This window comes from Pseudomonas macauensis (genome assembly GCF_047902425.1).
Taxonomy (GTDB): domain Bacteria; phylum Pseudomonadota; class Gammaproteobacteria; order Pseudomonadales; family Pseudomonadaceae; genus Pseudomonas.
The window spans coordinates 5,209,102-5,232,115 of record NZ_CP138377.1; the positions used below are offsets into that span (position 1 = coordinate 5,209,102).

At 67.6% G+C, this 23,014-nt stretch carries 21 protein-coding genes; 10 read left to right on the top strand and 11 right to left on the bottom strand.

Going from position 1 to position 23,014, the window contains the following annotated elements; all coding sequences use genetic code 11:
* The first annotated feature begins 48 nt into the window (after positions 1-48).
* Positions 49-1,398: an MATE family efflux transporter gene (locus tag SD196_RS23940; RefSeq protein ID WP_416310759.1), complete on the top strand. Its 1,350-nt coding sequence runs from the start codon at positions 49-51 to the stop codon at positions 1,396-1,398.
* Positions 1,399-1,476: 78 nt separating this feature from the next.
* On the top strand, positions 1,477-1,932 hold the full coding sequence (locus SD196_RS23945; RefSeq protein ID WP_416310760.1) for a DUF2214 family protein: 456 nt from the start codon (positions 1,477-1,479) through the stop codon (positions 1,930-1,932).
* Between the two features lie 10 nt (positions 1,933-1,942).
* Here SD196_RS23945 and SD196_RS23950 read toward each other — a convergent pair whose 3' ends face one another.
* From SD196_RS23950 to SD196_RS23960, 3 genes are read right to left on the bottom strand one after another with little or no spacing between them, the layout of a single operon-like run.
* Positions 1,943-2,788 carry an arylamine N-acetyltransferase family protein gene (locus SD196_RS23950; protein WP_416310761.1) on the bottom strand — a complete coding sequence of 282 codons (846 nt, stop codon included), beginning with the start codon at positions 2,786-2,788 and terminating at the stop codon, positions 1,943-1,945.
* A gap of 23 nt (positions 2,789-2,811) precedes the next feature.
* Positions 2,812-3,294: a cupin domain-containing protein gene (locus SD196_RS23955; RefSeq protein ID WP_416310762.1), complete on the bottom strand. Its 483-nt coding sequence runs from the start codon at positions 3,292-3,294 to the stop codon at positions 2,812-2,814.
* The gene (locus SD196_RS23960; RefSeq protein ID WP_416310763.1) at positions 3,291-4,031 is read right to left on the bottom strand and encodes an NAD-dependent epimerase/dehydratase family protein; all 741 of its coding nucleotides are present in this window, start codon (positions 4,029-4,031) and stop codon (positions 3,291-3,293) included. Before SD196_RS23960 ends, SD196_RS23955 begins: the two co-directional genes overlap by 4 nt.
* Before the next feature lie 184 nt (positions 4,032-4,215).
* On the opposite strand from SD196_RS23960, the gene SD196_RS23965 reads away from it, so the two are divergent.
* On the top strand, positions 4,216-4,776 hold the full coding sequence (locus SD196_RS23965; RefSeq protein WP_275608816.1) for an NADPH-dependent FMN reductase: 561 nt from the start codon (positions 4,216-4,218) through the stop codon (positions 4,774-4,776).
* 51 nt (positions 4,777-4,827) lie between these two features.
* On the opposite strand, the gene SD196_RS23970 is transcribed toward SD196_RS23965, so the two are convergent.
* Together SD196_RS23970 and cbpA are read right to left on the bottom strand one after the other, a co-directional pair.
* Positions 4,828-5,130 (bottom strand): chaperone modulator CbpM, encoded by a 303-nt coding sequence (locus SD196_RS23970; RefSeq protein ID WP_275608817.1) that lies wholly within the window; start codon positions 5,128-5,130, stop codon positions 4,828-4,830.
* Positions 5,127-6,083: a curved DNA-binding protein gene (gene cbpA / locus SD196_RS23975; RefSeq protein WP_331317576.1), complete on the bottom strand. Its 957-nt coding sequence runs from the start codon at positions 6,081-6,083 to the stop codon at positions 5,127-5,129. The genes SD196_RS23970 and cbpA overlap by 4 nt, the downstream gene beginning before the upstream one ends.
* A 263-nt stretch (positions 6,084-6,346) precedes the next feature.
* On the opposite strand from cbpA, the gene SD196_RS23980 reads away from it, so the two are divergent.
* On the top strand, positions 6,347-7,789 hold the full coding sequence (locus SD196_RS23980; protein ID WP_416310764.1) for a PLP-dependent aminotransferase family protein: 1,443 nt from the start codon (positions 6,347-6,349) through the stop codon (positions 7,787-7,789).
* A 155-nt stretch (positions 7,790-7,944) separates the two neighbouring features.
* Here SD196_RS23980 and speA read toward each other — a convergent pair whose 3' ends face one another.
* The 4 genes from speA to SD196_RS24000 all read right to left on the bottom strand — a co-directional run bounded on the left by speA (position 7,945) and on the right by SD196_RS24000 (position 12,491).
* Positions 7,945-9,858, bottom strand: a complete 1,914-nt coding sequence (gene speA, locus SD196_RS23985) for an arginine decarboxylase (protein ID WP_416310765.1) — start codon at positions 9,856-9,858, stop codon at positions 7,945-7,947.
* A gap of 259 nt (positions 9,859-10,117) precedes the next feature.
* The gene (locus SD196_RS23990; protein WP_275608821.1) at positions 10,118-10,489 is read right to left on the bottom strand and encodes a translation initiation factor Sui1; all 372 of its coding nucleotides are present in this window, start codon (positions 10,487-10,489) and stop codon (positions 10,118-10,120) included.
* Positions 10,490-10,884: 395 nt separating this feature from the next.
* Complete coding sequence (locus SD196_RS23995; RefSeq protein ID WP_416310766.1) at positions 10,885-11,427, bottom strand: NUDIX hydrolase; 543 nt, start codon at positions 11,425-11,427, stop codon at positions 10,885-10,887.
* Positions 11,427-12,491, bottom strand: a complete 1,065-nt coding sequence (locus SD196_RS24000; RefSeq protein WP_275608823.1) for a DUF2333 family protein — start codon at positions 12,489-12,491, stop codon at positions 11,427-11,429. Before SD196_RS24000 ends, SD196_RS23995 begins: the two co-directional genes overlap by 1 nt.
* A 288-nt stretch (positions 12,492-12,779) precedes the next feature.
* On the opposite strand from SD196_RS24000, the gene SD196_RS24005 reads away from it, so the two are divergent.
* Both SD196_RS24005 and SD196_RS24010 read left to right on the top strand, forming a co-directional pair.
* Entirely contained in the window at positions 12,780-14,393 is a 1,614-nt protein-coding gene (locus SD196_RS24005) for a sensor domain-containing diguanylate cyclase (RefSeq protein WP_370600123.1), read from the top strand.
* A 1,500-nt stretch (positions 14,394-15,893) separates the two neighbouring features.
* Positions 15,894-16,481 (top strand): methyl-accepting chemotaxis protein, encoded by a 588-nt coding sequence (locus tag SD196_RS24010; protein WP_416311774.1) that lies wholly within the window; start codon positions 15,894-15,896, stop codon positions 16,479-16,481.
* Between the two features lie 173 nt (positions 16,482-16,654).
* Here SD196_RS24010 and speB read toward each other — a convergent pair whose 3' ends face one another.
* Both speB and SD196_RS24020 read right to left on the bottom strand, forming a co-directional pair.
* Positions 16,655-17,617, bottom strand: coding sequence for an agmatinase (speB, locus tag SD196_RS24015; protein ID WP_416310767.1), 963 nt, complete (start codon positions 17,615-17,617; stop codon positions 16,655-16,657).
* A gap of 155 nt (positions 17,618-17,772) precedes the next feature.
* Complete coding sequence (locus SD196_RS24020) at positions 17,773-18,876, bottom strand: polyamine ABC transporter substrate-binding protein (protein WP_331317590.1); 1,104 nt, start codon at positions 18,874-18,876, stop codon at positions 17,773-17,775.
* A 110-nt stretch (positions 18,877-18,986) separates the two neighbouring features.
* Here SD196_RS24020 and SD196_RS24025 point away from each other — a divergent pair, with 110 nt between their 5' ends.
* The 4 genes from SD196_RS24025 (at position 18,987) to accB (ending at position 22,999) form a co-directional block, all read left to right on the top strand.
* Positions 18,987-19,895 (top strand): LysR family transcriptional regulator, encoded by a 909-nt coding sequence (locus SD196_RS24025; protein WP_416310768.1) that lies wholly within the window; start codon positions 18,987-18,989, stop codon positions 19,893-19,895.
* Between the two features lie 144 nt (positions 19,896-20,039).
* Positions 20,040-21,899: a protein-disulfide reductase DsbD gene (locus tag SD196_RS24030; RefSeq protein WP_416311775.1), complete on the top strand. Its 1,860-nt coding sequence runs from the start codon at positions 20,040-20,042 to the stop codon at positions 21,897-21,899.
* Positions 21,900-22,060: 161 nt separating this feature from the next.
* Positions 22,061-22,504 (top strand): type II 3-dehydroquinate dehydratase, encoded by a 444-nt coding sequence (gene aroQ, locus SD196_RS24035; protein WP_015479055.1) that lies wholly within the window; start codon positions 22,061-22,063, stop codon positions 22,502-22,504.
* Between the two features lie 24 nt (positions 22,505-22,528).
* Positions 22,529-22,999: an acetyl-CoA carboxylase biotin carboxyl carrier protein gene (gene accB, locus SD196_RS24040; RefSeq protein WP_343576947.1), complete on the top strand. Its 471-nt coding sequence runs from the start codon at positions 22,529-22,531 to the stop codon at positions 22,997-22,999.
* Positions 23,000-23,014: the final 15 nt, after the last annotated feature.

Here is a 23,014-nt window from a genome sequence, read left to right on the forward strand (position 1 = left end):
AGCCCCTGAGGTGGCTCGCTATACTGCGGGCCTGTTCAGGAGCCCCGCATGAATCCCCTGCTCGAAGCCTGGCGTCACCAGCCAACCCACCGCCGCGTCTGGGCGCTGGCCGCGCCGATGATCCTTTCCAACGTCTCCGTGCCCCTGGTCACCCTGGTGGACAGCGCGGTGATCGGCCACCTGCCGCACGCCCATCAGTTGGGTGCAGTGGCCGTCGGCGGCGGGCTCTATACCCTGCTGGTGGGCGTACTGGGTTTCCTGCGCATGGGCACCACCGGCTTCGCCGCCCAAGCCGCCGGCCGCAGTGACGGCGGTGCGCTGCGGCGGATTCTCGGCCAGGGTCTGTTGCTCGCCCTGGGCCTGGCGCTGCTGCTCGGGCTGCTGGCGGTGCCGCTGACCGATCCGGCGCTTGCACTGATGCAGCCATCCGCCGAGCTCGACACGCTGGCCCGTCAGTTCTTCCACATCCGCCTGCTCGGCCTGCCGGCGGCGCTGGCCACCTATGCGCTGGTCGGCTGGTTCCTCGGCACGCAGAACGCCCGCGCGCCGCTGGCGATCCTGCTCACCACCAACCTGATCAACATCGCCCTCGACCTGTGGTTCGTGCTTGGCCTGGAATGGGGCGTGGCCGGTGCCGCACGGGCCTCGGTGATCGCCGAATGGAGCGGCGCCCTGCTCGGTCTGGCGCTGACCCGTGGCGCGCTCAGGCGCTACCCCGGCCAGCCGGACTGGACGCGTCTGCGCGCCTGGGCGAGCTGGCGGCCGCTGTTGATGGTCAACCGCGACATCTTCATCCGCAGCCTGGCTCTGCAGGGTGTGTTCTTCCTGCTCACCGTGCAGGGCACGCGCCTGGGCGACGCCACGGTGGCGGCCAACGCGCTGCTGCTCAACGGCCTGATGGTCACCTCCTACGCCCTGGATGGCCTCGCCCACGCGGTGGAAGCCCTGTGCGGCCACGCCATCGGCGGCCGCGACCGCATCGCGCTGCGCCGCTCGCTGGTGGTGGCCTGCGGCTGGTCGCTGATCGCCAGTCTCCTGTTCGTCGCCTTCTTCACTTTCGGCGGGCACCTGTTCATCGCCCTGCAGAGCGACATTCCCGAAGTGCGCGCCACCGCCGACCAGTACCTGCCCTACCTCGCCTGCCTACCCCTGATCGGCCTGTGGAGCTACCTGCTGGACGGCCTGTTCATCGGCGCCACCCGCGCCCGCGAGATGCGCAACGCCATGCTCCTGGCCTGCGCCGCAAGCCTGCCGCTGGGCCTTCTGCTGCAACCCTTCGGCAACCACGGTTTGTGGCTGACTTTCCTATGCTTCATGTTGTTGCGCGGACTGATCCTCGGGGCCTACGCCTGGCGACTGACGCGCCACGACGCCTGGCAGGTGCCTGCGCAGACCTGAGACACTGACGCCTGCGCCGTACGGCGCAGGCCTATCCATCCCGCCCCCACCGAAGGCCCCATCAGAAGGACCCGCTCCATGGCCCAAGCCATTGCCGCCTACCTGCACTACCTGTCGATCTTCATCCTGTTCGCGCTGCTGGTGCTGGAGCACCGCCTGTTCCGCCTGCCGCTGGACCTTGAGCGCGCACGCAGCCTGATCGTCATCGACATCGCCTATGGCGCCTGCGCCGGCGTAGTGCTGCTGACCGGCGCGGCGCGGGTGCTGTGGTTCGCCAAGGGCGCCGATTACTACCTGCACAACAGCCTGTTCCACGCCAAGGTCGGGCTGTTCGTGCTGGTCGCGCTGCTGTCGATCCTGCCGACCATGACCTTCCTCAACTGGCGCAACGACCTCAAGGCCGGCCGTATCCCGCAGGTCAGCGCGCGCCAGTGCAAGCTGGTGACCATGACCATCCGCCTGGAGCTGCTGGCCCTGCTGATCCTGCCGCTGCTGGCCACCCTGATGGCGCGTGGTTACGGAATGATCGGCTGATCCCCGACGCTCACCCCTGAGGCGCGAGCAGCTCCGCCAGGCGCTGGCGCAAGGCCGGCACGTCCCGCTCCGTCGGCCACAGGCGGAAACGCTCGCGCAATACCACCAGCAACGCGTCCGCATCCGCGATGCCACGCTGCTCGACTTCACCGGCGGCGGTACGCCGGGTGAACTGGCCGTTGTACAACGACAGCCGCGCCCCGTCCTCGCTGATGGCCACGCGCAGGGACAACCGGAACACGCTCTGCGGATGGGTCGAGGTGTACCAGTTGCGCATGGCGTAATCGATCCACGACTGCGGTTGCAGGGTGAAGCGATAGAGCGTTTGCCAGCCGGAGCTGGAGCGCGCCGCCATCTCCAGCTCGCCGTCCAGCTGACCGGTCAGGCGCCAGCCGCCGGGTAATTCCTCGTTCAACCGCAGCGGCAGGGCGCGGGGCGATGCCGGGCCGCCAAAGCCGATGTCCACCAGGTACACGCCTTCGTCCAGGTCGACCCGCAGCAGCAGGTGCGACTGCGGGGTCAGCGGCGCATCGGCCGGCAAGCCCCAGCGTACCCGTCCGACCAACAGCGTCACCCGGTAGTCGAGGCTGGTCAGCAAGCGGGCGAACAGGCTGTTCAGTTCGAAGCAATAGCCGCCACGCTGCTGTTCCACCACCTTGGCGAAGACCGCCTGCGGATCGATGTCCACGTCCTTTTCCAGCAGCACGTCGAGGTTTTCGAATGGCAGCTGGTGGAGCGCGGCGTGGATCAGCCGATCGAGGTTTGCCAGGGTCGGCGCCGGGCGCTCCACCGGCAGGCCAAGGCGGGCCAGGGTGGCGTCGAGCTGAGCAGCGCTGAAGGGGGTGAGCGGGGTCATGCGAATCTCCTTTCGCAAAGCATTCAATGGGTAGGTTCGGGGATCAGCAGCGGGCCGCAGTGCTCGTCGCTGACGATCACCACGAGCAGCCGGGCCGGCTCGCGGGCGCTGGGGTTCTCGGCGAACAGGTGCAACTCGCCAGTGGGCTCGAACCAGGTTTCCCCGGGGCCGTAGGTCCGCGCCGGCAGGCCCTGCATCCGTGAGCGCACCTGGCCGTACAGGACGATAGCGGTCACCGCGCCGGGGTGCCGGTGCGCCGGCGTATGGGCGTTGGGCGGGAAGTCCACCCGCAAGGTGGTAACGACCTTGCCGGGCAGCTCCGCCAGCGGCTCGCAGGACAGGCGGCTGACCTGGGTGGTCGGCCGGGCGCCGGCCTGGGAGTGCGCGGGGTTTTCGGCCAGTTGCACCTGGGGGCGCAACCAGGGCTGCCAGAGCAGCGCGCCGGCCGCCACGGCGGCGACCAGCAGCAGTCCGACACGGGATTCACGGCCCAGCGCGAGGTTCATGGGCGCCCCCCTTGCAGACGGAAACCCGGCTGCCAGCCCAGGCGGTGGCGAGCCTTGATCGAGCTGACCTCGATGTCCTGCTCGGCCACGTTGTAGCAACCCCGTACGCCCCACTCCAGCGCCAGCAACGCGGCGCGGGCGGCATCGTCCACATGCACGGCCAGGCGCGGGTCCGGCGTCTCGCTGCCGGTACCCGGTCCGTACAGCCGGCCGTAGCGCAGCACAATGCCTTCCATCGGCGCGGCACCGAGTACGGCGGCTTCCAGCGCGGCCACACCGCCGACGCTGATGGCGCGGTTGCCGTCGGCCCCAAGGTCCAGCGGCTGTTCCTCATGCAGCGGCAGTTCGCCCGGCGCATAGGCCCAGGCGATGCTCTGCGCCACCATGCGCTCGGCCCCGGCAGCCAGGGCGGCGGCCACCAGGTTGGCAGTGCCTTCGCGGCGCAACCGGGCATTGCGCGGCTGGGCAGCGGGCATCTGCGCCGGGTCCAGGCCCGCCGGCAGGTCGGTGAGCTGGTGAATGACCCAGCGCGGCTGGAACGCACCCATGGCCTCATGCAATGCCGCAGCATCGTAGACATCCAGCACCATCGCCTGGGCGCCCGCCGCCTCCAGCGCGGCGGCGCGCTGCGGCGAACGGCTCACGGCCAGCACCTGGTAGCCGCGCTCCAGCAGCAGCGGCAACAGGCGCTTGCCGATGGCACCGCTGGCGCCAGCGAAGAACACTTTCATGCACATGATCGACCTCGAAACGGGCAGGCGGGACAGGGGCCCAATCTAGCCAGGCTATGCCCCACTCAACAGAGCCAAGATCGTTCGGACTCACTAGGACATGCGGTCATGAGTCTTGATCCAGGTCCGCGCAGAACCGCCGTCATCGTCTATAACAAACGGCTCAATACCCGTTCTTGAAGGAGTCGTCATGAGCCAAGTCTTCGATGTCGCCGTCGTGGTCGGCAGCCTGCGCAAGGAATCCCTCAATCGCAAGATCGCCAAGGCCTTCATCCAGCTGGCGCCGGCCAGCCTGAAGCTGGAGATCGTGGAGATCGGCGACCTGCCGCTGTACAACGAGGAACACGACAGCGCCACGCCACCGGCCAGCTATACGGCTTTCCGCGAACGCATCCGCCGCGCCGACGCAGTGCTGTTCGTCACCCCGGAATACAACCGCTCGGTGCCCGGCGTGCTGAAGAACGCCATCGACGTGGGCTCGCGCCCCTATGGCAAGAGCGCCTGGAACGGCAAGCCGTGCGCGGTGGTCAGCGCATCGCCCGGCGCCATTGGCGGCTTCGGCGCCAACCATCACCTGCGCCAGTCGCTGGTGTTCCTCAACATGCCGGTGCTGCAGCAGCCGGAGGCCTACCTGGGCGGCGCCGGCAGCTTCTTTGACGAAGCGGGGAAACTGTCCGAGAAAACCCAGCCCTTCCTGCAAAGCATCATCGACGCCTTCGCCCGCTGGATCGAGCAGAACCAGCCGCGCTGACACGACCGTGCGCCGGCCCTCGCGAGCCGGCGCACGCCCTTCACTTCCGCCTCAGTCCTCCAGCAGGCGCGCCAGGCGCTGGCGCAGGTAGCGGTTCTCCGCGCGCAGCTCCTCCACCTCATCCAGCAGGCGCAGGGCCAGGGCAATGCCCGGCCAGTCCAGCTCGAATTCGCGGCGCAGGCGCACCGCACGACGCACCACGCCGACCGCCTGGTAATCGAAGACCCAACGGCCGCCGCGCTGCTCGCAGGGCTCCACGATGCCCACCTCGACGATCTCGACGAGCACGTCGCGGGGCAGGTTCACCGACTGGCAGAGCTCGTCGAGGTCCACCACCATCACTGTCGTCGTCATGCGCGTTTCCCCCAATCGGCACGGGGATCGAAGGCCGCCTTGGCCGCCAGTTCCTCCCAGAGTTTGCGAGTCGCCTCATCGGCGTTCTTCGGCATCACCACCTTGATCACGGCGTAGAGATCGCCGGGCGCGGCGCTGCCCTTGTTCGGCAGGCCCTTGCCCTTGATGCGCAGGCGCTGCCCGGCCTGGCTCGACGCAGGGATGCCGAGGTTGATCCGGCCGCCCAGGGTCGGCACTTCCACCTTGGCACCCAACGCGGCCTCCCAGGGCGCCACCGGCACGGTGACGACCAGGTCGCGGCCATCAACGTCGAACACCGGGTGCGGCACCAGGCGGATCACCAGGTAAAGGTCACCCGCCGGCCCGCCGTTGATCCCCGCCGCACCCTGCCCTTTGAGGCGGATGCGCTCACCGTCGGTGGTACCCACCGGGATCTTCACGTTCAGCGTCTTGCTCTGCGGCGGCAGCTTGCGGCCGTACTCGTCGTAGCTGGGCAGGCTGAAGCTGATCGGCCGGCTGTCGCCGGAGAGGGCTTCCTCGAGGAACAGCGGCACTTCCATTTCCACGTCCTGGCCACGGTGGGCGCGCGGCTGACGCGCACCAGCGCCGGCTCCGGCACGGGCGCCAAAGATCTGTTCGAAGAAGTCGGAGAAATCCTGCTCGTGCCCCGGCGGCGGGCCATCGAAGCCACCGCGCGGCTGCCATCCGGGCGGCGCCTCGAACTGCGGGCCCTGCTGGCCGTATTTGCGCAGCTCGTCGTACTCGGCGCGCTTCTCCGGGCTCTTGAGCACCTCATAGGCTTCGGAGACTTCCTTGAAGTGCGCCTCGGCGTCCGGCTCCTTGCTGACGTCCGGGTGGTACTTGCGCGCGAGCTTGCGGTAGGCGGTCTTGATCGCCTTCTCGTCGGCGTCGGGGGCCACGCCCAGGGCCGCGTAGTAATCCTTGAATTCCATCGGTATCGGTCACTCCTCACATGCGTTGGACCTGTCGGCGCCTGAATACACAAGGGGATCACGCAGGCAGCCGAGGCCGCTGCGCGCACAGCGAGGCGAACAGGTGGAAAAAGCGGGTTGTGCCTTACAGATGGAGACGGCGCGCCCGCTTTTCAACACTGCCCATCAGCCTAGACGCTGATCCTGCACCGCATTTGCCGGGGCGACCTGATGCGGGTCATGGCATAGTCACTCCTCCCGCTTCGCGACGAACTGCACAGGCCATGACCGCGCCCATCGATTCCTTCCGCCAGCCGCTGGACCCCAGCCAGACGCTGCCGATCTACCGTCAGCTCTACGAGCGCATCAAGGACGCCATCGCCCGTGGCGCGCTGCGCCCCGGCGAGCGCGTGCCGCCGGTACGCGGGCTGGCCGGCGAGCTGGGCGTGGCGCGGGGCACGGTGGAGCTGGCCTACCAGCTGCTGACCAGCGAGGGCTACCTGCAGGCGCGCGGACCGGCCGGCACGGTGGTCTCGCCGCAGCTCGCCGGACGAACCTCGCCGGCCCCGCCGGTAGCGCTCGACCCGGCCACGGTGGAACGCAGCCTGCCCGGTGTGATCGCCCATGGCCCGGCCATCAGGCCGCTGCAGCTCGGCCTGCCGGCGCTGGACGCCTTCCCCCGCGCGCTCTGGTCGCGCCTGTGCGCGCGCCGCCTGCGCCAGCAGGGCGCGGCGACCCTGGCCTATCCCGAACCCTGCGGCTATGGCCCGCTGCGCGAGGCAGTGGCCGGCTACCTGGGGGTGTCCCGAGGGATCGTCTGCGATCCGGCGCAGGTGTTCATCTGCGCCGGCTACCAGGGCGCGCTGGACCTGATCAGCCGCACTCTGCTCGAACCCGGCCAGGGTTTCTGGCACGAGGACCCGGGCTACCCCCGCGGCCGCGAGCTGTTGCGCCGCGCCGGCGGTGTGCCGGTTGCAGTGGCGGTGGATGACGACGGCCTGCGGGTAGAGGACGGCATCGCCCGCGCGCCGGACGCCCGCTTCGCCCTGGTCACGCCCTCGCAGCAGAGCCCCACCGGCGTCGCCCTCAGCCTGCCCCGCCGTCTGGCCTTGCTGGACTGGGCGGCGGGCGCCAACGCCTGGGTCATCGAGGACGACTACGACAGCGAATACCGTTACGCCGGCTTCCCGCTGCCGGCGCTGAAAAGCCTCGACCGCGCCGGCCGCGTGCTCTACACCGGCACCTTCAGCAAGGTGCTCTACCCGGCGCTGCGCCTGGGCTACCTGGTGGTGCCGCCGGCACTGGTGGAAAGCTTCGTGCGCAGCCAGCAGGTGTTCGCCTCCGGCTGCGCCGAACTGTTGCAGGCGACGCTGTGCGACTTCATGCAGGAGGGCCACTTCGCCCGCCACCTCAAACGCACCCGCACGCTCTACGCGCAGCGTCGGCAGTGGCTGCGCTCGGCGCTGGAGACTCGACTGGGCGAGCATCTGCGCTTCGCCGAGACGCCCGGCGGGTTGAACCTGATAGGGGCAGTGGACGGCGACGACCTCGCCATCGCCGCCCGCGCCCATGCCGACGGGCTGGGCCTGCAGGCGCTCAATGCGTGGTGCATGGAGGCGCGGCGGGAGCCGGCGCTGGTGATGAGCTTCACCAATGTGGTGGACCAGCCGATGGCGGCGCGGTTGGCGGAGCGGGTGGCGCAGGCGATGGAGGTCGGAACCTTGTAGGTGCGACTGTCTTCACCGTGCCTATGCATCCTCTCAGAGCAGCCAGGATCAGGGTAAGGGGCTTTTGATCTCCTACAGTCGATCATCCGAGCGGGAGGCTAGAAAGAAAAAGCCCCGCCGAGGCGGGGCTTTCGTTTACGCGCGCTACCAGTCTGTCAGGACGACAGGTAAGCCGACCGGGTCAGCCCCAGGCGCAGCGCATCGAGGAACTGCGTACGCTCGCGCACGGTGAGCTTGGCCCCGGCGACCTTGTCGCGGTAGTGGGTCATCAGCTCCTCGGGCGACAGGTGCACATAGCGCAGCATGTCCTCGATGGTGTCGTGGGTCTCGATGCCGGCGTGGTAGTAGCTGCCGTCGGCGTTCTGGTAGACGTTCACCGAATCGGTGTCGCCGAACAGGTTGTGCATGTCGCCGAGGATCTCCTGGTAGGCGCCGACCAGGAAGGTGCCGATCAGGTAGTCCTCGCCTTCCTTCACGTCGTGCACCGGCATGCTGGTCTCGATGCTCTGCTCGTCGACGTACTGGGTGATCTTGCCGTCGGAGTCGCAGGTCAGGTCCTGCAGCACCGCGCGGCGGGTCGGTTCCTCACCCAGGCGATGGATCGGCAGGATCGGCAGCACCTGGCCGATGGCCCAGGTGTCGGGCAGGCTCTGGAACACCGAGAAGTTGCAGATGTACTTGTCGGCGAGCTTGTCGTTGAGCTCGTCGAGTACCTGGCGGTGCGAGCGCTGGTGCGCCTTGAGCTGGTTGTGCAGACGGCGGCAGATGGCGAAGTAGCACTGCTCGGCCAGGGCCTTCTGCGCCAGGCTGATCTTGCCCTCGGCGTACTGCGCGGCGGCGTCGCTCATGTAGTGGGTGGCGCGCCAGTAGGTCTCGGTGACCATCTCGGCGTCGGTCGGGCCGAGCAGGTCGGCCAGCCACTGGACGATCTCCGGCTGTTCGGCCAGGTCGGTGATCTTCGGCACTTCGTCGTTGTGGCGCTCGACGTCGGTGACCTGGGTGATCAGCACCGCGTGATGCGCGGTCAGCGCGCGGCCGCTCTCGGAGAAGATGTGCGGATGCGGCAGGCCCTGGGCGTCGCAGAATTCCTTGAGCATGCCCACCACCACACCGGCGTAGTCGTCGATGTCGTAGTTGATCGAACTGGCGTTGCGCGAATGGGTGCCGTCGTAGTCCACGCCCAGGCCGCCGCCGACGTCCACGTGATCCACCGGCAGGCCAAGGGCGCGCAGTTCGCCGTAGTAGCGGATGGCTTCCTTGAAGCCGTGCTGGTAGTCGGCGAGATTCGCGATCTGCGAGCCCATGTGGAAGTGCAGCAGGCGCACGCCCTGGTCCAGGCCGGCGGCGCGGAAGCGCTCGACCACCGACAGCAGCTGCGCGGCGGACAGGCCGAACTTGGCCTTCTCGCCACCGGTATCGGCCCACTTGGAGGAGGCCAGCGAGGACAGGCGCACGCGCAGGCCGACCTGGGGCAGCACGCCGACGTTGGCGGCCTCCTCGATCACCAACTGCACCTCGGATTCCTTCTCGATCACGATGAACACGTTGTGGCCGAGTTTCTGCCCCATCAGCGCCAGCTTGATGAACTCGCGGTCCTTGTAGCCGTTGCAGACGATGGTGCCGCCCTTGGGCGCCAGCGCCAGCACCGCCATCAGCTCGGGCTTGGAGCCAGCTTCCAGGCCGATGGAAACGTTCTGGGTGGCGATGATGCTTTCCACCACCGCTTCCTGCTGGTTCACCTTGATCGGGTACAGCGCGGTGTAGCGGCTGCCGTATTCAAGACGCGCGATGTTGGCGTCGAAGGCGCCGGTGAGCTTGCGCACGCGGTCCTGCAGGATGTCCGGGAAACGCACCAGCAGCGGCAGCGACAGGCCGGCTTCGCGCAGCTGGTCGACCAGCCCGTGCAGATCGATCGGCTGGGCATTGGCGCCCTGCGGGCGTACCTCGACATTGCCGGCGTCGTTGATGGCGAAATAGCCGGCGCCCCAGTGGCGAATGCCGTAGATGCTGCGGCTGTCTGCCACGGTCCAGTTGCTGCCGTCGTCTTTGCGGGTCCGTCTAGCGGCCATGCGGGGTGGTCTCCTCAAATGTCTCGAAATGAATGCAGGCGCCCCGCCCGGCGAGCGGGTGAGTCGTCAAAGCCTAGTCGGCTGGTGTGACGTTGCCGTGTTGACCGCCGGCTCCGGCGGTAAGTTTAGGAAATTCCGACGATGCGCCAGGGCGCGCCGATAAATCTCCCATCTAGGGAAAGGGCTTGCCGGCCATGCGCGGGCTGCGCATCGCCTGGAACCCCTTCTCTGCAGAGGAGAATCTGTCGAAAGAGACGGCTCAGCCGCCGGATTTCTTCGCCTTGAGGCCGCGCTTCTGCAGCTCTTCGAGCAACAGGTCGACGTGGTCGCCCTGGATCTCGATGACGCCGTCCTTGAGCGCGCCACCCGTGCCGCAACGCTTCTTCAGCGCGGTGGCCAGGTCTTTCAGCGCATCGGCCGCCAGCGGCACGCCGCTCACCGTGGTCACGGTCTTGCCGCCGCGCCCCTTGGTTTCACGACGCACGCGAGCGATGCCGTCGCCGGCCGGAATCCCGGCCTGCTTGCAGATGCACGCGCCAATGGGCTGATTGCAGTCCGGGCAGTGCCGGCCGGCATCAGTGGAATAGACGAGCCCGCCAAGGGCGGACAGGGAGGATGCTTTCTTGACCACCGGGCTTTTTCCCCAGGATTGGCCTCTAAGGGCCAGGTCAACGAATGATCGGCTGGCGCCGACCGCGACGCCCCACTCAGGCAGGGGCTGCGCATTCCCGGCGGAGGACCCTGCCGGAAAGGTCGCGCAATTTAGCAGCATTGAAGGCAAATGCTAAGAGCAGAATTGCGTCATTGATCGGTAGTTTGGCGACATGGGCCTTACAGGAGAATCTGGAGCACGGATGTAGGGCGTATAACGTTCGACGTTATACGCCGTTTGACCTTGCTTTCAGCGCACGCAGGGTTGGGCCCCGGAGCCGCGGTTCGAGGGCACTCCGAGCCTGACCTTGGCGCAGATGATGAGCACCGAGTATCGGCGTACAACCGCGAACGGTTGTACGCCCTACGGGTGACTCAGAAACTCACCAGATACTTGCGCAACGCCGCCAGCGAATCCGGGCAGTACGGCGTACCCGCCTTCGCTTCGGCCAGCACCTGGTGCGGGTCGATGAAGCGCGCCTCCATCACCTCTTCCGGTTGCAGCCTGAGCGGCGCATCGGACACGGCGGAGAACACCGCGCACCACAGGCGGTTGTCCGGCTGGTCGAAGAAGAACGAGCCATGCTCGCGCAACTCGACCCCGGAAATCCCCAACTCTTCTTCCAGCTCACGGGCGGCGGACTGGGCATAGCTCTCGTCCGCCAGCACCATGCCGCCCGCGGCCGGGTCCCAGTAGCCGGGATAGATCGCCTTGCTCAGGGTGCGGCGGTGCACGCACAGCTCGCCAGCCGTATTGAACAGCAGGATGAAGGTGCCCCGGCCAATCAGCCCGCGTTCGCGCAGCTCCGCGCGTGGCAGGCTGCCCCTGAGCTCGTCGTCCCGGTTGACCCAGGCGACCAGCTCGGCGTCCGAAGCCGCCCGGTGGGCGGCTTCCTTGTCGCTGATTCCGTCCATCATCAACCCTGGGCCAGCAGCTGGCGCAGATCGATGATTGCGGCGTTGGCGCGGGAGATGTAGTTGGCCATCACCAGCGAATGGTTGGCCAGCACGCCGAAGCCGCTGCCGTTGAGCACCATCGGGCTCCACAGCGGCGCCTGGGCGGCCTCCAGCTCGCGGATGATCTGGCGCACGCTGACGGTGGCGTTCTTCTTCGCCAGTACGTCGGCGAAGTCCACCTCGATGGCGCGCAGGATGTGCGACAGCGCCCAGGCCTGGCCACGGGCTTCGTAGAACACGTTGTCGATCTGCAGCCAGGGGGTTTCCTGCAGCTCTTCCTCGACCTGCGGCGCCTCACCCGGCACCACCGGCGCGGTGGGCTTGATGTTGGTGTTGAGCTTCACCCGGCCGACGCTGGCCGAGAGACGCTGGGACAGCGAGCCCAGGCGGGTGGAAACGTCACCCAGCCAGTTGTTCAGGCTGTCGGCGCGGGGATAGAACTGCGCGCCGGCCGGGTCCGCGGACAGTCGCGCCAGGTAGCGGTCCAGCGACTTGATGCCTTCGCCGTACTCCGATTCGGAAGACGGCAGCGCCCAGCTCTTGTTGTCGAAGTTGAAGCGCGGCTCGGCACGGGCCAGGTCCGCGTCCTCGGTGGACTGCGACTGGGAGCGGGCAAAGTCCTTGCGCAGCGCGCGGGACAGATCGCGCACCTGGACCAGGGCGCCGTATTCCCAGCTGGGCATGTTGTCCAGCCACAGGCCCGGCGGGAAGATGTCGTTGGAGAGATAGCCGCCCGGCTTGTTCAGCAGCGTGGCCACCACTTCCTTGAGGGTTTCCACCGTGGTGTAGCCGACCACCATCTGCCGGCCGGCGCGCTCGGCCGAGGCCTGGGCGTTCTGCTGCACGGGGAAGAGGTCAGGCTCCTGGCTCCAGTACCAGCCGACCACACCGCAGATCAGCAGGTAGACGCCCAGCAGACTGCCGAGCACGCGGCTCAGCCAGGGCCCGCCGAAGTAGGCGCGCACGTCGTCCACCGAGTCATCGACGCGATCGCGCACGGAGCCGCGTTTCTTCCAGTTCCACATGGCAAAGTCCTTAGCATCACGAAAACGAAGAGGGGGTTGGACCCGATTCCGCCCCGGGGAGTGCCCCGGCGGAACGATCCTGCCGCGCAAGCATGCCGCACCCGGCGGCTCAGCGCAGCCCACCCTGCGCATGGTGCGCGGTAACGTCGCGAATTACAAAGCGCATGTCGTTTGACCGACGGCACTGTTATTGCCATCAAGGATTGGTAGCATAGGGCCATCATCGTGTATCACGGCAGAAACACTTCGCTCGCACGCCCTCCCTACGGACAGATAAAGAAGCGCGCCATGAACGAGCTCGACGATCCGCCTCTCGACCGCCTCAAGCAGCATTTCGCCCAGCGGGTGATTCACCAGGCCCGCCATCTGCTCGAAGTCTGGCAGCGCCTGTCGCGCTCGGAGTGGAGCGCCGGCGGGATGGCCGAACTGACCGATGCCTGCCTGCTCCTGCAGCGCTACGCCGAGCGTTTCGGGCAGGCCGAGCACGTCGACCTGGCCCGGGCTGTAGACCAGTGCCTGCGCGCCGTGCAGGACAACCGCGGACGCCTGTCCAGCGCTCTGATCAGCGAACTCAACGGCCTGATGCAGCGCCTGTCGCGCACCGGGCTGCGTCACGGCGACCAGTACGAGCAGATCAGCCTGCCGCCGCTGCGCAAGCCGGTCTACCTGGCCCTGCAGGACCAGGAGCGTGCCGAACGCCTCGCCCAGCAGCTGGAATTCTTCGGCATGGCCGCGCAGCGCTGCGAGAGCGCCAATGCCTTCCGCGCCGCCATGGCCGAGCGGCATCCGGCGGCCATCGTGATGGAGATCGACTTCGCCGGCGCGGGCCAGGGTCTGACGCTGGCCAACGAAGTCCAGACCGGGCTGCGGCAGAAACTGCCGGTACTGTTCTTCAGCCACGACGAGACCGATACCCCGACCCGCATGGCCGCCGCCCGCGCCGGCGGCCAGGACTTCTTCACCGGGGCGCTGGACGCCTCCGCGGTGCTGGAGAAGATCGAGACCCTGAGCCGCGTGGCGCACTACGAGCCCTTTCGCGTGCTGATCGTCGAAGACTCCCGGGCCCAGGCCACGCACACCGAGCGGGTCCTGAACAACGCCGGCATCGTCACCCGCGCGCTCACCGCGCCGCTGTCGGTGATGGCCGAGCTGGCCGAGTTCCAGCCGGACCTGATCATCCTCGACATGTACATGCCCGAATGCCTGGGCACGGAGCTGGCCAAGGTGATCCGCCAGCACGAGCGCTATGTCAGCGTGCCGATCATCTACCTGTCCGCCGAGGACGACCTGGACAAGCAGCTCGACGCCATGAGCGAAGGCGGCGACGACTTCCTCACCAAGCCGATCAAACCGCGCCACCTGATCGCCACCGTGCGCAACCGCGCCGCCCGTGCGCGCAGCCTGCAGGCGCGGATGGTGCGCGACAGCCTTACCGGCCTGTACAACCACACCCATACCCTGCAACTGCTCGACGACGCCCGCTTCCGCGCGCGCCGCGAGGGCCGGCCGCTGACCTTCGCGATGCTCGACATCGACCACTTCAAGCGAGTCAACGACACCTTCGGACACCCCATGGGCGACCGGGTGATCAAGAGCCTGGCGCTGTTCTTGAAGCAGCGCCTGCGCAAGACCGACCACATCGGCCGTTACGGCGGCGAGGAATTCGCCGTGGTGCTGCCCGATACCGACGCCGACACGGCGCGCCGGGTGCTGGAAGAAATCCGCCAGCGATTCGCCGAGATTCGCTACCCCGCGCAACCCGGCGATCTCACCTGTACCTTCAGTTGCGGCATCGCCGAGCTGGACGAGGCAATGGACATCAAGACCCTGGCCAAGCAGGCCGACGAGGCGCTGTACCGGGCCAAGCATGGCGGGCGCAATCGGGTGGAAGTATTCGACTGAGGTGGTCGCGCGCTCTGCCGCGCGATTTTCCGACCAGATACTGGCACCTTGTCATCAGCCAGTAACGAAACTGCAATAGGGTCAGGGCTCGCCGTTTTTCGTTGTCGGTCGAGACCTGCCATGCGCCTCAAGCTGCTGACCAACCTCAACACCTTCCTGCTCCTGCTCGTATGTCTCGCGCTGGGCGCCACCCTGTGGTGGTCGCAGCGCGCGCTGGAGCGCCCCTTCACCTTGATGGACCGTTACCTGGAACTCTCCCAGGGCTTCGAGCGCAAGGTGGCGCAGAACATCCAGGCGTACCTGGGCAGCGGTGACGCACTCAAGCAGAAGGCCGCCCAACAGGCGCTGGAGGAACTGGCCACGGAGCTTCCGCAGTTGCCGGAAAGCCTGGGGCAGCTGCTGGGCGCGAGCCTCGACGAACTACGCCAGTTCAGCGGCAACCAACTGCTCGCCGCCGGCAAGCTGGCGGGGGATCCGCAGGGCCTGCTGCTGCAGGCCGAGCGTGACCTGCTGGCCGCCCTGGATCAGCTCGGCGCCTACGCAGACGCCAGCCAGAACCCCGCCGCTGCCGAGTACCGCGCGCCGCTGCTGCAGGCCGGCCTGCACCTGACCCGCCTGGCCCACGCCCGCGCCAAGCTGGTGGAAAGCGGCAACCCGGCGCTGGCCGAGGACATCCAGCGTGAACTCGACAGCCTGCGACAGCTCGCCGGGCGCATCGACGCCCTGCCCCTGCTCGGTGTACTGCAGCAGCAGGCCTCGGCCTCCGACGACTTCGCCGCGATGATGGGCCTGGACACCCAGCCCGCCGCGGAGCAGCAGAGCGAGGACCGTGGCGTCGGCCTCAAGCGCGACCTGGCCGGCGTGCTGCGCCGCTACCCCGACGAACTCGATCGCACCCGCCAACTGATCGCCCAGCGCCAGCAGCTGGCCAGCGCCACGGCCCAGCGCCTGGGCGCCGTGCAGCAGGCCCTGGCGACGCTGGAGCCGCAGGTGCGCGAGGAACGCTCGAAGATCCAGGCACAGGTCCGCGTTATCCAGGGCGCACTGATCGCGCTGATCCTCGCCACCGCGCTGCTCATCGACACCCTGCAACGCCGCCTGGCGCGGGTACTCGGTCAACTGGTGCCGGCGCTGTCGACCTGGGCCCATGGCGACTTCAACAAACCCATCGCGCTCGCCACCCGCACCCGCGACCTGGTGGAACTGCAGGAGTCGCTGAACCGTCTGCGCGATTTCCTCGGCACCCTGGTCGGCACCATCCACCAACGCGCCGAGGAAGTGGCCGGCAGCAGCCGCGCCCTGGCCGAGCTCAGCGGCGGCCTGCACGCCGGCGCCGAGCGCCAGGCCAGCGACACCGGGGAAATCCGCGATGCGCTGGGGCACATGGAAGCGGCGATCCAGCAGGTCGCCGGCGACGCCAGCCAGGCGGCCTCGGCCAGCCAGGCCGCCGGGGTGGCGGTGGAACAGGGGCAACGGGTGATCGGCAATAGCCTCAGCGGTATGCGCGCGCTGGTCGACGAGGTACAGAGCAACGCCCAGGCCATCGAGAACCTGGCAGAGGAATCGGCCACCATCGGCAACGTGCTGGGGGTGATCCGCTCCATCGCCGAACAGACCAACCTGCTCGCCCTCAACGCCGCCATTGAGGCGGCTCGGGCTGGCGAGCAAGGTCGTGGCTTTGCCGTGGTGGCAGAGGAAGTGCGCTCGCTGGCCCTACGCACCGCCGGCGCCACCGAGGAAATCCAGCAGCTCACCGCGCGCCTGCAACAGGCCGCGCGGCAGTCGGTGGAGGCGATGCGCAGCCAGGTGGAGCACGCGGAAGTCACCGCCAACCAGGCCGGCGCCGCCGAGGGTGCGCTGGACGAGGTGGTGGAAGCCATCCGCACCATCGCCAGCATGGCCGAACGCATCGCCGAGGGCTCCGCGCAACAGAGCGGTGCGGTCAGCGAGATTCGCTCCCACAGCGAGCGCATTCATGCACTGGGCAGCGAGAACCTGCGCCTGATCGGCCAGGGCCGCAGCCAGGGCGAGCAGTTGCAGGAGCTGGGCGGTGCCTTGCACACCGCCGTGCGGGCGTTCCGGGTGTGACGTAGGGCGTATAACGTTCGGCGTTATACGCCGTTTGACCGTGACCGCCATCCGCACCGGATTTGGCCAGGCCACGGCTCGGACGGGCGTCCGGCTCAACCTCGCGGTTGGGCGTCGGGACGGTGTATCGGCGTATAACCGCGAACGGTTATACGTCCTACGCTCAGGCTCGATCAGCGCTCGCCCAGCTTGTGCCGCGCCGCGTACAGGCAAACCATCTCCATCGCCAGGGTCGCGCCGGCCAGGGCGGTGATCTCGGCGTTGTCATAGGGCGGCGCCACTTCCACCACGTCCATCCCCACCAGGTTGATTCCCCGCAGCGCGCGGAGGATTTCCAGCGCCTGGTGCGAGCTCAATCCACCGCACACCGGCGTGCCGGTGCCGGGGGCGAAGGCCGGGTCGAGGCAGTCGATATCGAAGGTCAGGTACACCGGGTTGTCCCCCACCCGCGCGCGGATTTGCTCGGCGATGGCCTGCGGCGCAGTGCGGTGCACCTCGCGGGCATCCAGCACCTGGAAGCCCATCACGTCGTCGTTGGTGGTGCGCAGGCCGACCTGCACCGAGCGCGACGGGTCCACCAGTCCCTCGCGGGCGGCGTGGTAGAACATGGTGCCGTGGTCGATGCGCTGGCAGTCCTCGTCCGGCCAGGTATCGCTGTGGGCGTCGAAGTGGATCAGCGACAACGGGCCGTGCTTCTTCGCGTGGGCCTTGAGCAGCGGGTAGCTGATGAAGTGGTCGCCGCCCAGGGTCAGCAGCGCGCAGCCGGCTTCGAGGATGCGCACGGCGTGGGCTTCGATGACTTCCGGGGTTTCCTGCGGCACGCCGTGATCGAAGGCGCAGTCGCCGTAGTCGATCACCGCCAGGTGGTCGAAGGGATCGAACTCCCAGGGGAAGTGCCGGGCCCAGGCCATCTGTACCGAGGCGGCGCGGATCGCGCGCGGTCCGAAGCGGCTGCCGGGGCGGTTGGTGGTGGCGGTATCGAACGGCACGCCGCTCACGACCAGGTCGACGCCGCGCAGGTCGCGGCTGTAGCGGCGGCGCATGAAGCTGGTGATGCCGGCGTAGGTGGATTCGGCAGCGGTGCCATAAAGGCTGTCGCGGGTGATGGCCTGGTCGTTGTCGTGGGCTTGATCCATGGCGTCCTCGTCGTTGTTATCGGTTGATCACGCTTGCTTGGAACGGTCACTTCCGTAGGGCGCATAACCTGGAACAGGTTATGCGCCGGCCTCTAGGCGGCGGATAACGCTGGCGCGTTATGCGCCCTACGAAAGCGCACGTATTGCAATGTTCGTCAGGTACGAGTACGGAACGCCGACCACAGCCGGGTGCGCTCGCGCTGCTGCTTCAGAGTCAGCAGTTGTTCGCCGAACAATTTCTGCCGCATGGCCGCCGGCGGGTAGATGTCCGGATCGCCCGCCACCTCGGCGGAGAGCAGCGGCGTGGCCTTCTGGTTGGCGTTGGCGAAGTACAGGGTGTTGGTCAGCTCGGCGATGGACTCGGGGCGCAGCATGAAGTCGATGAAGGCGCGTGCCTCCTGCGGGTGCGGCGCGTCCGCCGGGATGGCCATGGTGTCGAACCAGATCAGCGTGCCTTCCCTGGGAATCCGGTAGATCACCTCGAACGGCTTGTTCGCCTGCTTCGCCTGCGCGGCCCCCATCAGCGCATCGCCGGTATAGGTCAGGGCAACGCAGAGGGTGCCGTTGGCCAGGTCGTTGATGTGCTTGCCGCTGGCGACGTAGCGCACATTGGGCTGCAGCTTGGCCAGCAGCTCGCGGACCTGGGCGAGGTCGGCCGGGTCGGTGCTGTAGGGCGGCTTGCCCAGGTAATTCAGCGCGACGCTGATGACTTCCTGGGGCGAATCGATCAGCGAGATGCCGCAGTCGGCCAGGCGGCTGGCGTACTCGGGCTTGAACAGCAGGTCGAGGCTGTCCAGCGGGGCGCCGGGAATGCGCTTGAGCACCGCGTCCTTGTTGATCGCCAGGCCCACGGTGCCCCAGGTATAGGGCACGCCGAAACGGTTGCCCGGATCGATGGCCGCGAGCTTGGCCAGCAGTTCCGGGTCGAGGTTGGCGAAGTTCTTCAGCTGCGCGTCGTCCACCGGCTGCACCGCCTTCGCCTGGATGGCCCGGGCCAGGCCGCTGCTGGCGGGGAACACCACGTCGTAGCCGCTGGCACCGGTCATCAGCTTGCTGTCGAGGACCTCGGCGCTGTCGAAGGTGTCGTACTTCACGCGGATGCCGGTCTCGGCCTGGAAGCGCTTGAGCGCATCGGCGCCGACATAGTCCGCCCAGTTGTACAGGTTGAGCACCCGCTCCTGCGCCTGCAGCGGCATGGCCGCGAGCAACGCCGCAAGGGGGGCCGCCAGAGCTGCCCGGTAGAACGCACGCATGATCATCGCCTCGGGTTTGTTGTGGTTATGGGGCGAGCATGCCGGGGGCTTTACTTTGCAAAAATACAAAGTTAATTACTTTGGCATTATCCAAAACCAATGATTGGGACCAGCCGATGCTCAGCCAACTGCGCGACCTCGACCTGCAACTGCTGCGCCTGTTCGTCACCGTGGTCGAGTGCGGCGGCTTCAGCGCGGCGCAAGGCGAGCTGGGGCTGAGCCAGCCGAGCATCAGCATCCAGATGGCCAAGCTGGAGACGCGCCTGGGCTATCGCCTGTGCGAGCGCGGCAAGGGCGGTTTCCGCCTGACGCCCAAGGGCGAGCACTTGCTGCAGGCGACTCGCCGGCTATTCATCGCCATCGAAGGTTTTCGCCATGAAGCCCGCGGGGTCGCCGACAAGCTGCTGGGCGAAGTGCGCCTAGGCCTGTCCGAGGCCCTCGACGAGCGGGTGCTGGCGCAGCTGTCCGAGGCGGTGCGGCGCTTCCGCCGACGCAACGAGGCGGTGACGCTGGAACTGGTGACCACCACACCCGCCGAGCTGGAGCGCCTGCTGCTGCAGGACCGCCTGCACCTGGCCATCGGCTATTTCGCTGGCACCCAGGCGGCGCTGGAGCACGTGCCGCTGTTCAGCGAACCCCAGGGCCTGTATTGCGGGGTCGGCCATCCGGCCTTCGATGATCCGACGGTCAGCCGCGAGGCCCTGGCCGACGCCGACGAGGTGCACCACCCCTATCGCTTCATCGCCGCCGACGAGCCGCTGCAAACCCGCCGCAGCAGCGCACGCAGCGAGCAGGTGGACGGCAGCCTGGCCTTCATCCTCTCCGGCGCGCACGTCGGCTACTTGCCCAGGCACATCGCTGCGCCCTGGCTGGAGCGGGGCCGACTGCGCGAACTGCTGCCCGGCGAGCTGGGTTTCGACGTGGCCTTCAGCCTGACCCGCCACCGCGGCCGCCACCCCGGCGATGCGGAGCAGGCGTTCGCCAGCGACCTGCTCGACGCCTTCGGCCAGCCCGCGTCCGATTGACGCAGCAGACGAGCAAGCCCCCGCCCGGCGGCGAGGTCCAGGGCGCCCGCTCATCTCTTGTCACAGCTCATCCGGCGGCGTCACGGGCCGCGCCGGAAGCTTTCCGCTATCATGCCCGCCACTTACGTAGTCCGTGAGATGTCCATGCGCCGCCTGCTCACCCTGCTCCTGCTCCTCGTTGCCCTGCCCGCTTCCGCCGGCCTGTTCGACAAACCCGCCGACAAGGGCGGCTTCGCCGTCGGACAGCCCGCCAAGGGCGATTTCCTGCCGGTGGCCGAAGCCTTCCGCCTGAGCGTCGAGGACAGCGACAGCCAGCAGGTGAAGCTGCGCTTCATCAATGCCGACGGCTACTACCTCTACCAGCACCGCTTCGGCTTCAAGGTCGAGCCGGCCGACAGCGGCGTGACCGTCGGCGAAGTGAAGCTGCCGCCGGGCAAGCAGCACCATGACGATTACTTCGGCGACACCGTCGTCTATTACGCCATCACCGACCTCGATGTGCCGCTGAACAACCCGCAGCACAAGCCCTTCACCCTGGTGGTGAGCTACCAGGGCTGCGCCGACAAGGGCCTCTGCTACGCGCCGGAAACCACCCGCCTGCAGATCGCCGACGGTCAGGCCGCCAGCGTGGTCACCGCGGCGGCCGCCTCCGCCAGTGGCAGCGCCGCCAAGGCCGCCACCAGCGACAATCCTCTGGCCAGCCTGCTGGGCGACCACGAGCCGGGCAAGATCAAGAAGCTCGGCCGCGCCCTGGTGATCTTCTTCCTGCTGGGCCTGGCGCTGACCTTCACCCCCTGCGTGCTGCCGATGCTGCCGATCCTTTCCGGCGTGGTCCTGCGCGGCCGTCCGGGCGGCGCGCGCGGACTGGCGCTGTCGCTGGCCTACGTGCTGCCGATGGCCGCCTGCTACGCAGTGCTCGGCACCCTGATGGGCCTGTTCGGCGCCAAGCTCAACCTGCAGGCGATGCTGCAATCGCCCTGGGTGCTGGTGCCTTTCGCGGCCTTCTTCGTGGTTTTCGCCATCGCCATGTTCGGCGTGTTCGAACTGCGCCTGCCCGGCTTCCTCCGTGAACGCCTGGACAACATGGCCAACAACACCCGCGGCGGCTCCATCGCCGGTGCGGCGACCCTGGGCGTGCTCTCCAGCCTGCTGGTGTCGCCCTGCGTCACCGCTCCGCTGGCCGGGCTGCTGCTCTATATCAGCAGCACCGGCGATGCGATGGGCGGCGGCCTGCTGCTGTTCTCCCTGGGCCTGGGCATGGGCACGCCACTGGTGATCTTCGCTGTCGGCGGCGGGGCCTTGCTGCCCAAGAGCGGCGCCTGGATGAACAGCGTGCGCAACGTCTTCGGCGTGATGTTGCTGGCGGTGGCGGTCTGGATGCTCGAACGTCTGGTTTCCGGCCCGGTGGCGCTGACTCTCTGGGGCACCCTGGCCGGCGGCGTCGCCATCGCCATGGGCACCCTCGAACTGGGTCCGAAGAAGCCGCTGCAACGCGCCGGTCAACTGCTCGGCCTGATGTTGCTGGTGTATGCGGTGGTCGCCTGGACCGGCGCCCTGCGCGGCGAATCCGACCCGATGCACCCGCTGGGCCGCAGCACGCCGGGCCTGCACGCCGGCCCGCCGAGCTCGACACCCGGCGACTGGCAGAACATCACCACCCCCGCCCAGCTCGATGCCGCCCTGGCCAGCGCCCAGGCCGCCGGTCGCCCGGTGCTGCTGGACTGGTACGCCGACTGGTGCATCAGCTGCAAGATCATCGAACGCCAGGTGCTGCCGACCCCGGAAGTCCAGGCGCAACTGCCCGGTTTCGTCCTGCTGCGCTTCGACATGACCGCCAGCACCGAGGAACAGCGCGCCCTGCTAGACCGCTTCAACCTGTTCGGCCCGCCGGCCATGCTGTTCTTCTCGGCAAAAGGCGACGAATGGAGCGATCTGCGCATCATCGGCGAGACGGATGCCGCCACCCTCGCCGAACGTCTGCGCCAGGCCTCTTCGCGCGGCTGAAAACGCCCGCCCCACTCATACCGCTGCAATGGTTTTGCCGTAATCGGCTGGCAACATGCCGACATCTACGGCAAAACCTGCATGACTGGACAGTCACGCCGGCTTTCCGGCATAGTCCCGCCCTATCTTTTTCCGCCTAAGAGAAGGACAAGAGCATCCAGATGGCGACCTTACTGGTACTGCACGGGCCCAACCTCAACCTGCTGGGCACCCGCGAGCCCGACAAGTATGGCTCCGTCACCCTCGAGCAGATCAACCAGGATCTGGAGCGCCGCGCCCGCGAGGCCGGCCACCACCTGATGCACCTGCAGAGCAACGCCGAGTACGAACTGATCGACCGGATCCATGCCGCGCGCAACGAAGGCGTGGACTTCATCCTCATCAATCCGGCCGCGTTCACGCATACAAGTGTCGCCCTACGTGACGCATTGCTCGCTGTGAGCATCCCATTCATCGAAGTGCACCTTTCCAACGTGCACAAACGTGAACCTTTCCGGCATCACTCCTACTTCTCCGACGTGGCGGTAGGGGTGATCTGCGGTCTGGGAGCCACAGGCTACCGCCTGGCCCTGGAATCCGCCCTTGAACAACTTGAACGCCCGTGACCTCACCTGGGAGTGCGAACACTGATGGACATCCGTAAAGTCAAGAAACTGATCGAACTGCTCGAAGAATCCGGTATCGACGAGCTGGAAATCAAAGAGGGCGAAGAGTCCGTACGCATCAGCCGCCACAGCAAGAGCGCTGCGGCCCCGATCTACGCTGCCGCCCCGGCCTACGCTCCGGCTCCTGCCGCAGCCGCTCCGGCCGCTGCCGCAGCTCCCGCCCCGGCCGCCGAAGCCGCTCCGGCTGCACAGGCGCTCAACGGCAACGCCGTGCGCTCGCCGATGGTCGGCACCTTCTACCGCGCAGCCTCGCCAACTTCCGCCAACTTCGTCGAAGTCGGCCAGAGCGTGAAGAAAGGTGACATCCTGTGCATCGTCGAAGCCATGAAGATGATGAACCACATCGAGGCTGAGACCAGCGGCGTGATCGGTCAGATCCTCGTGGAGAACGGCCAGCCGGTCGAATTCGACCAGCCCCTGTTCACCATCGTCTAAGCCGCGGGGAACCTG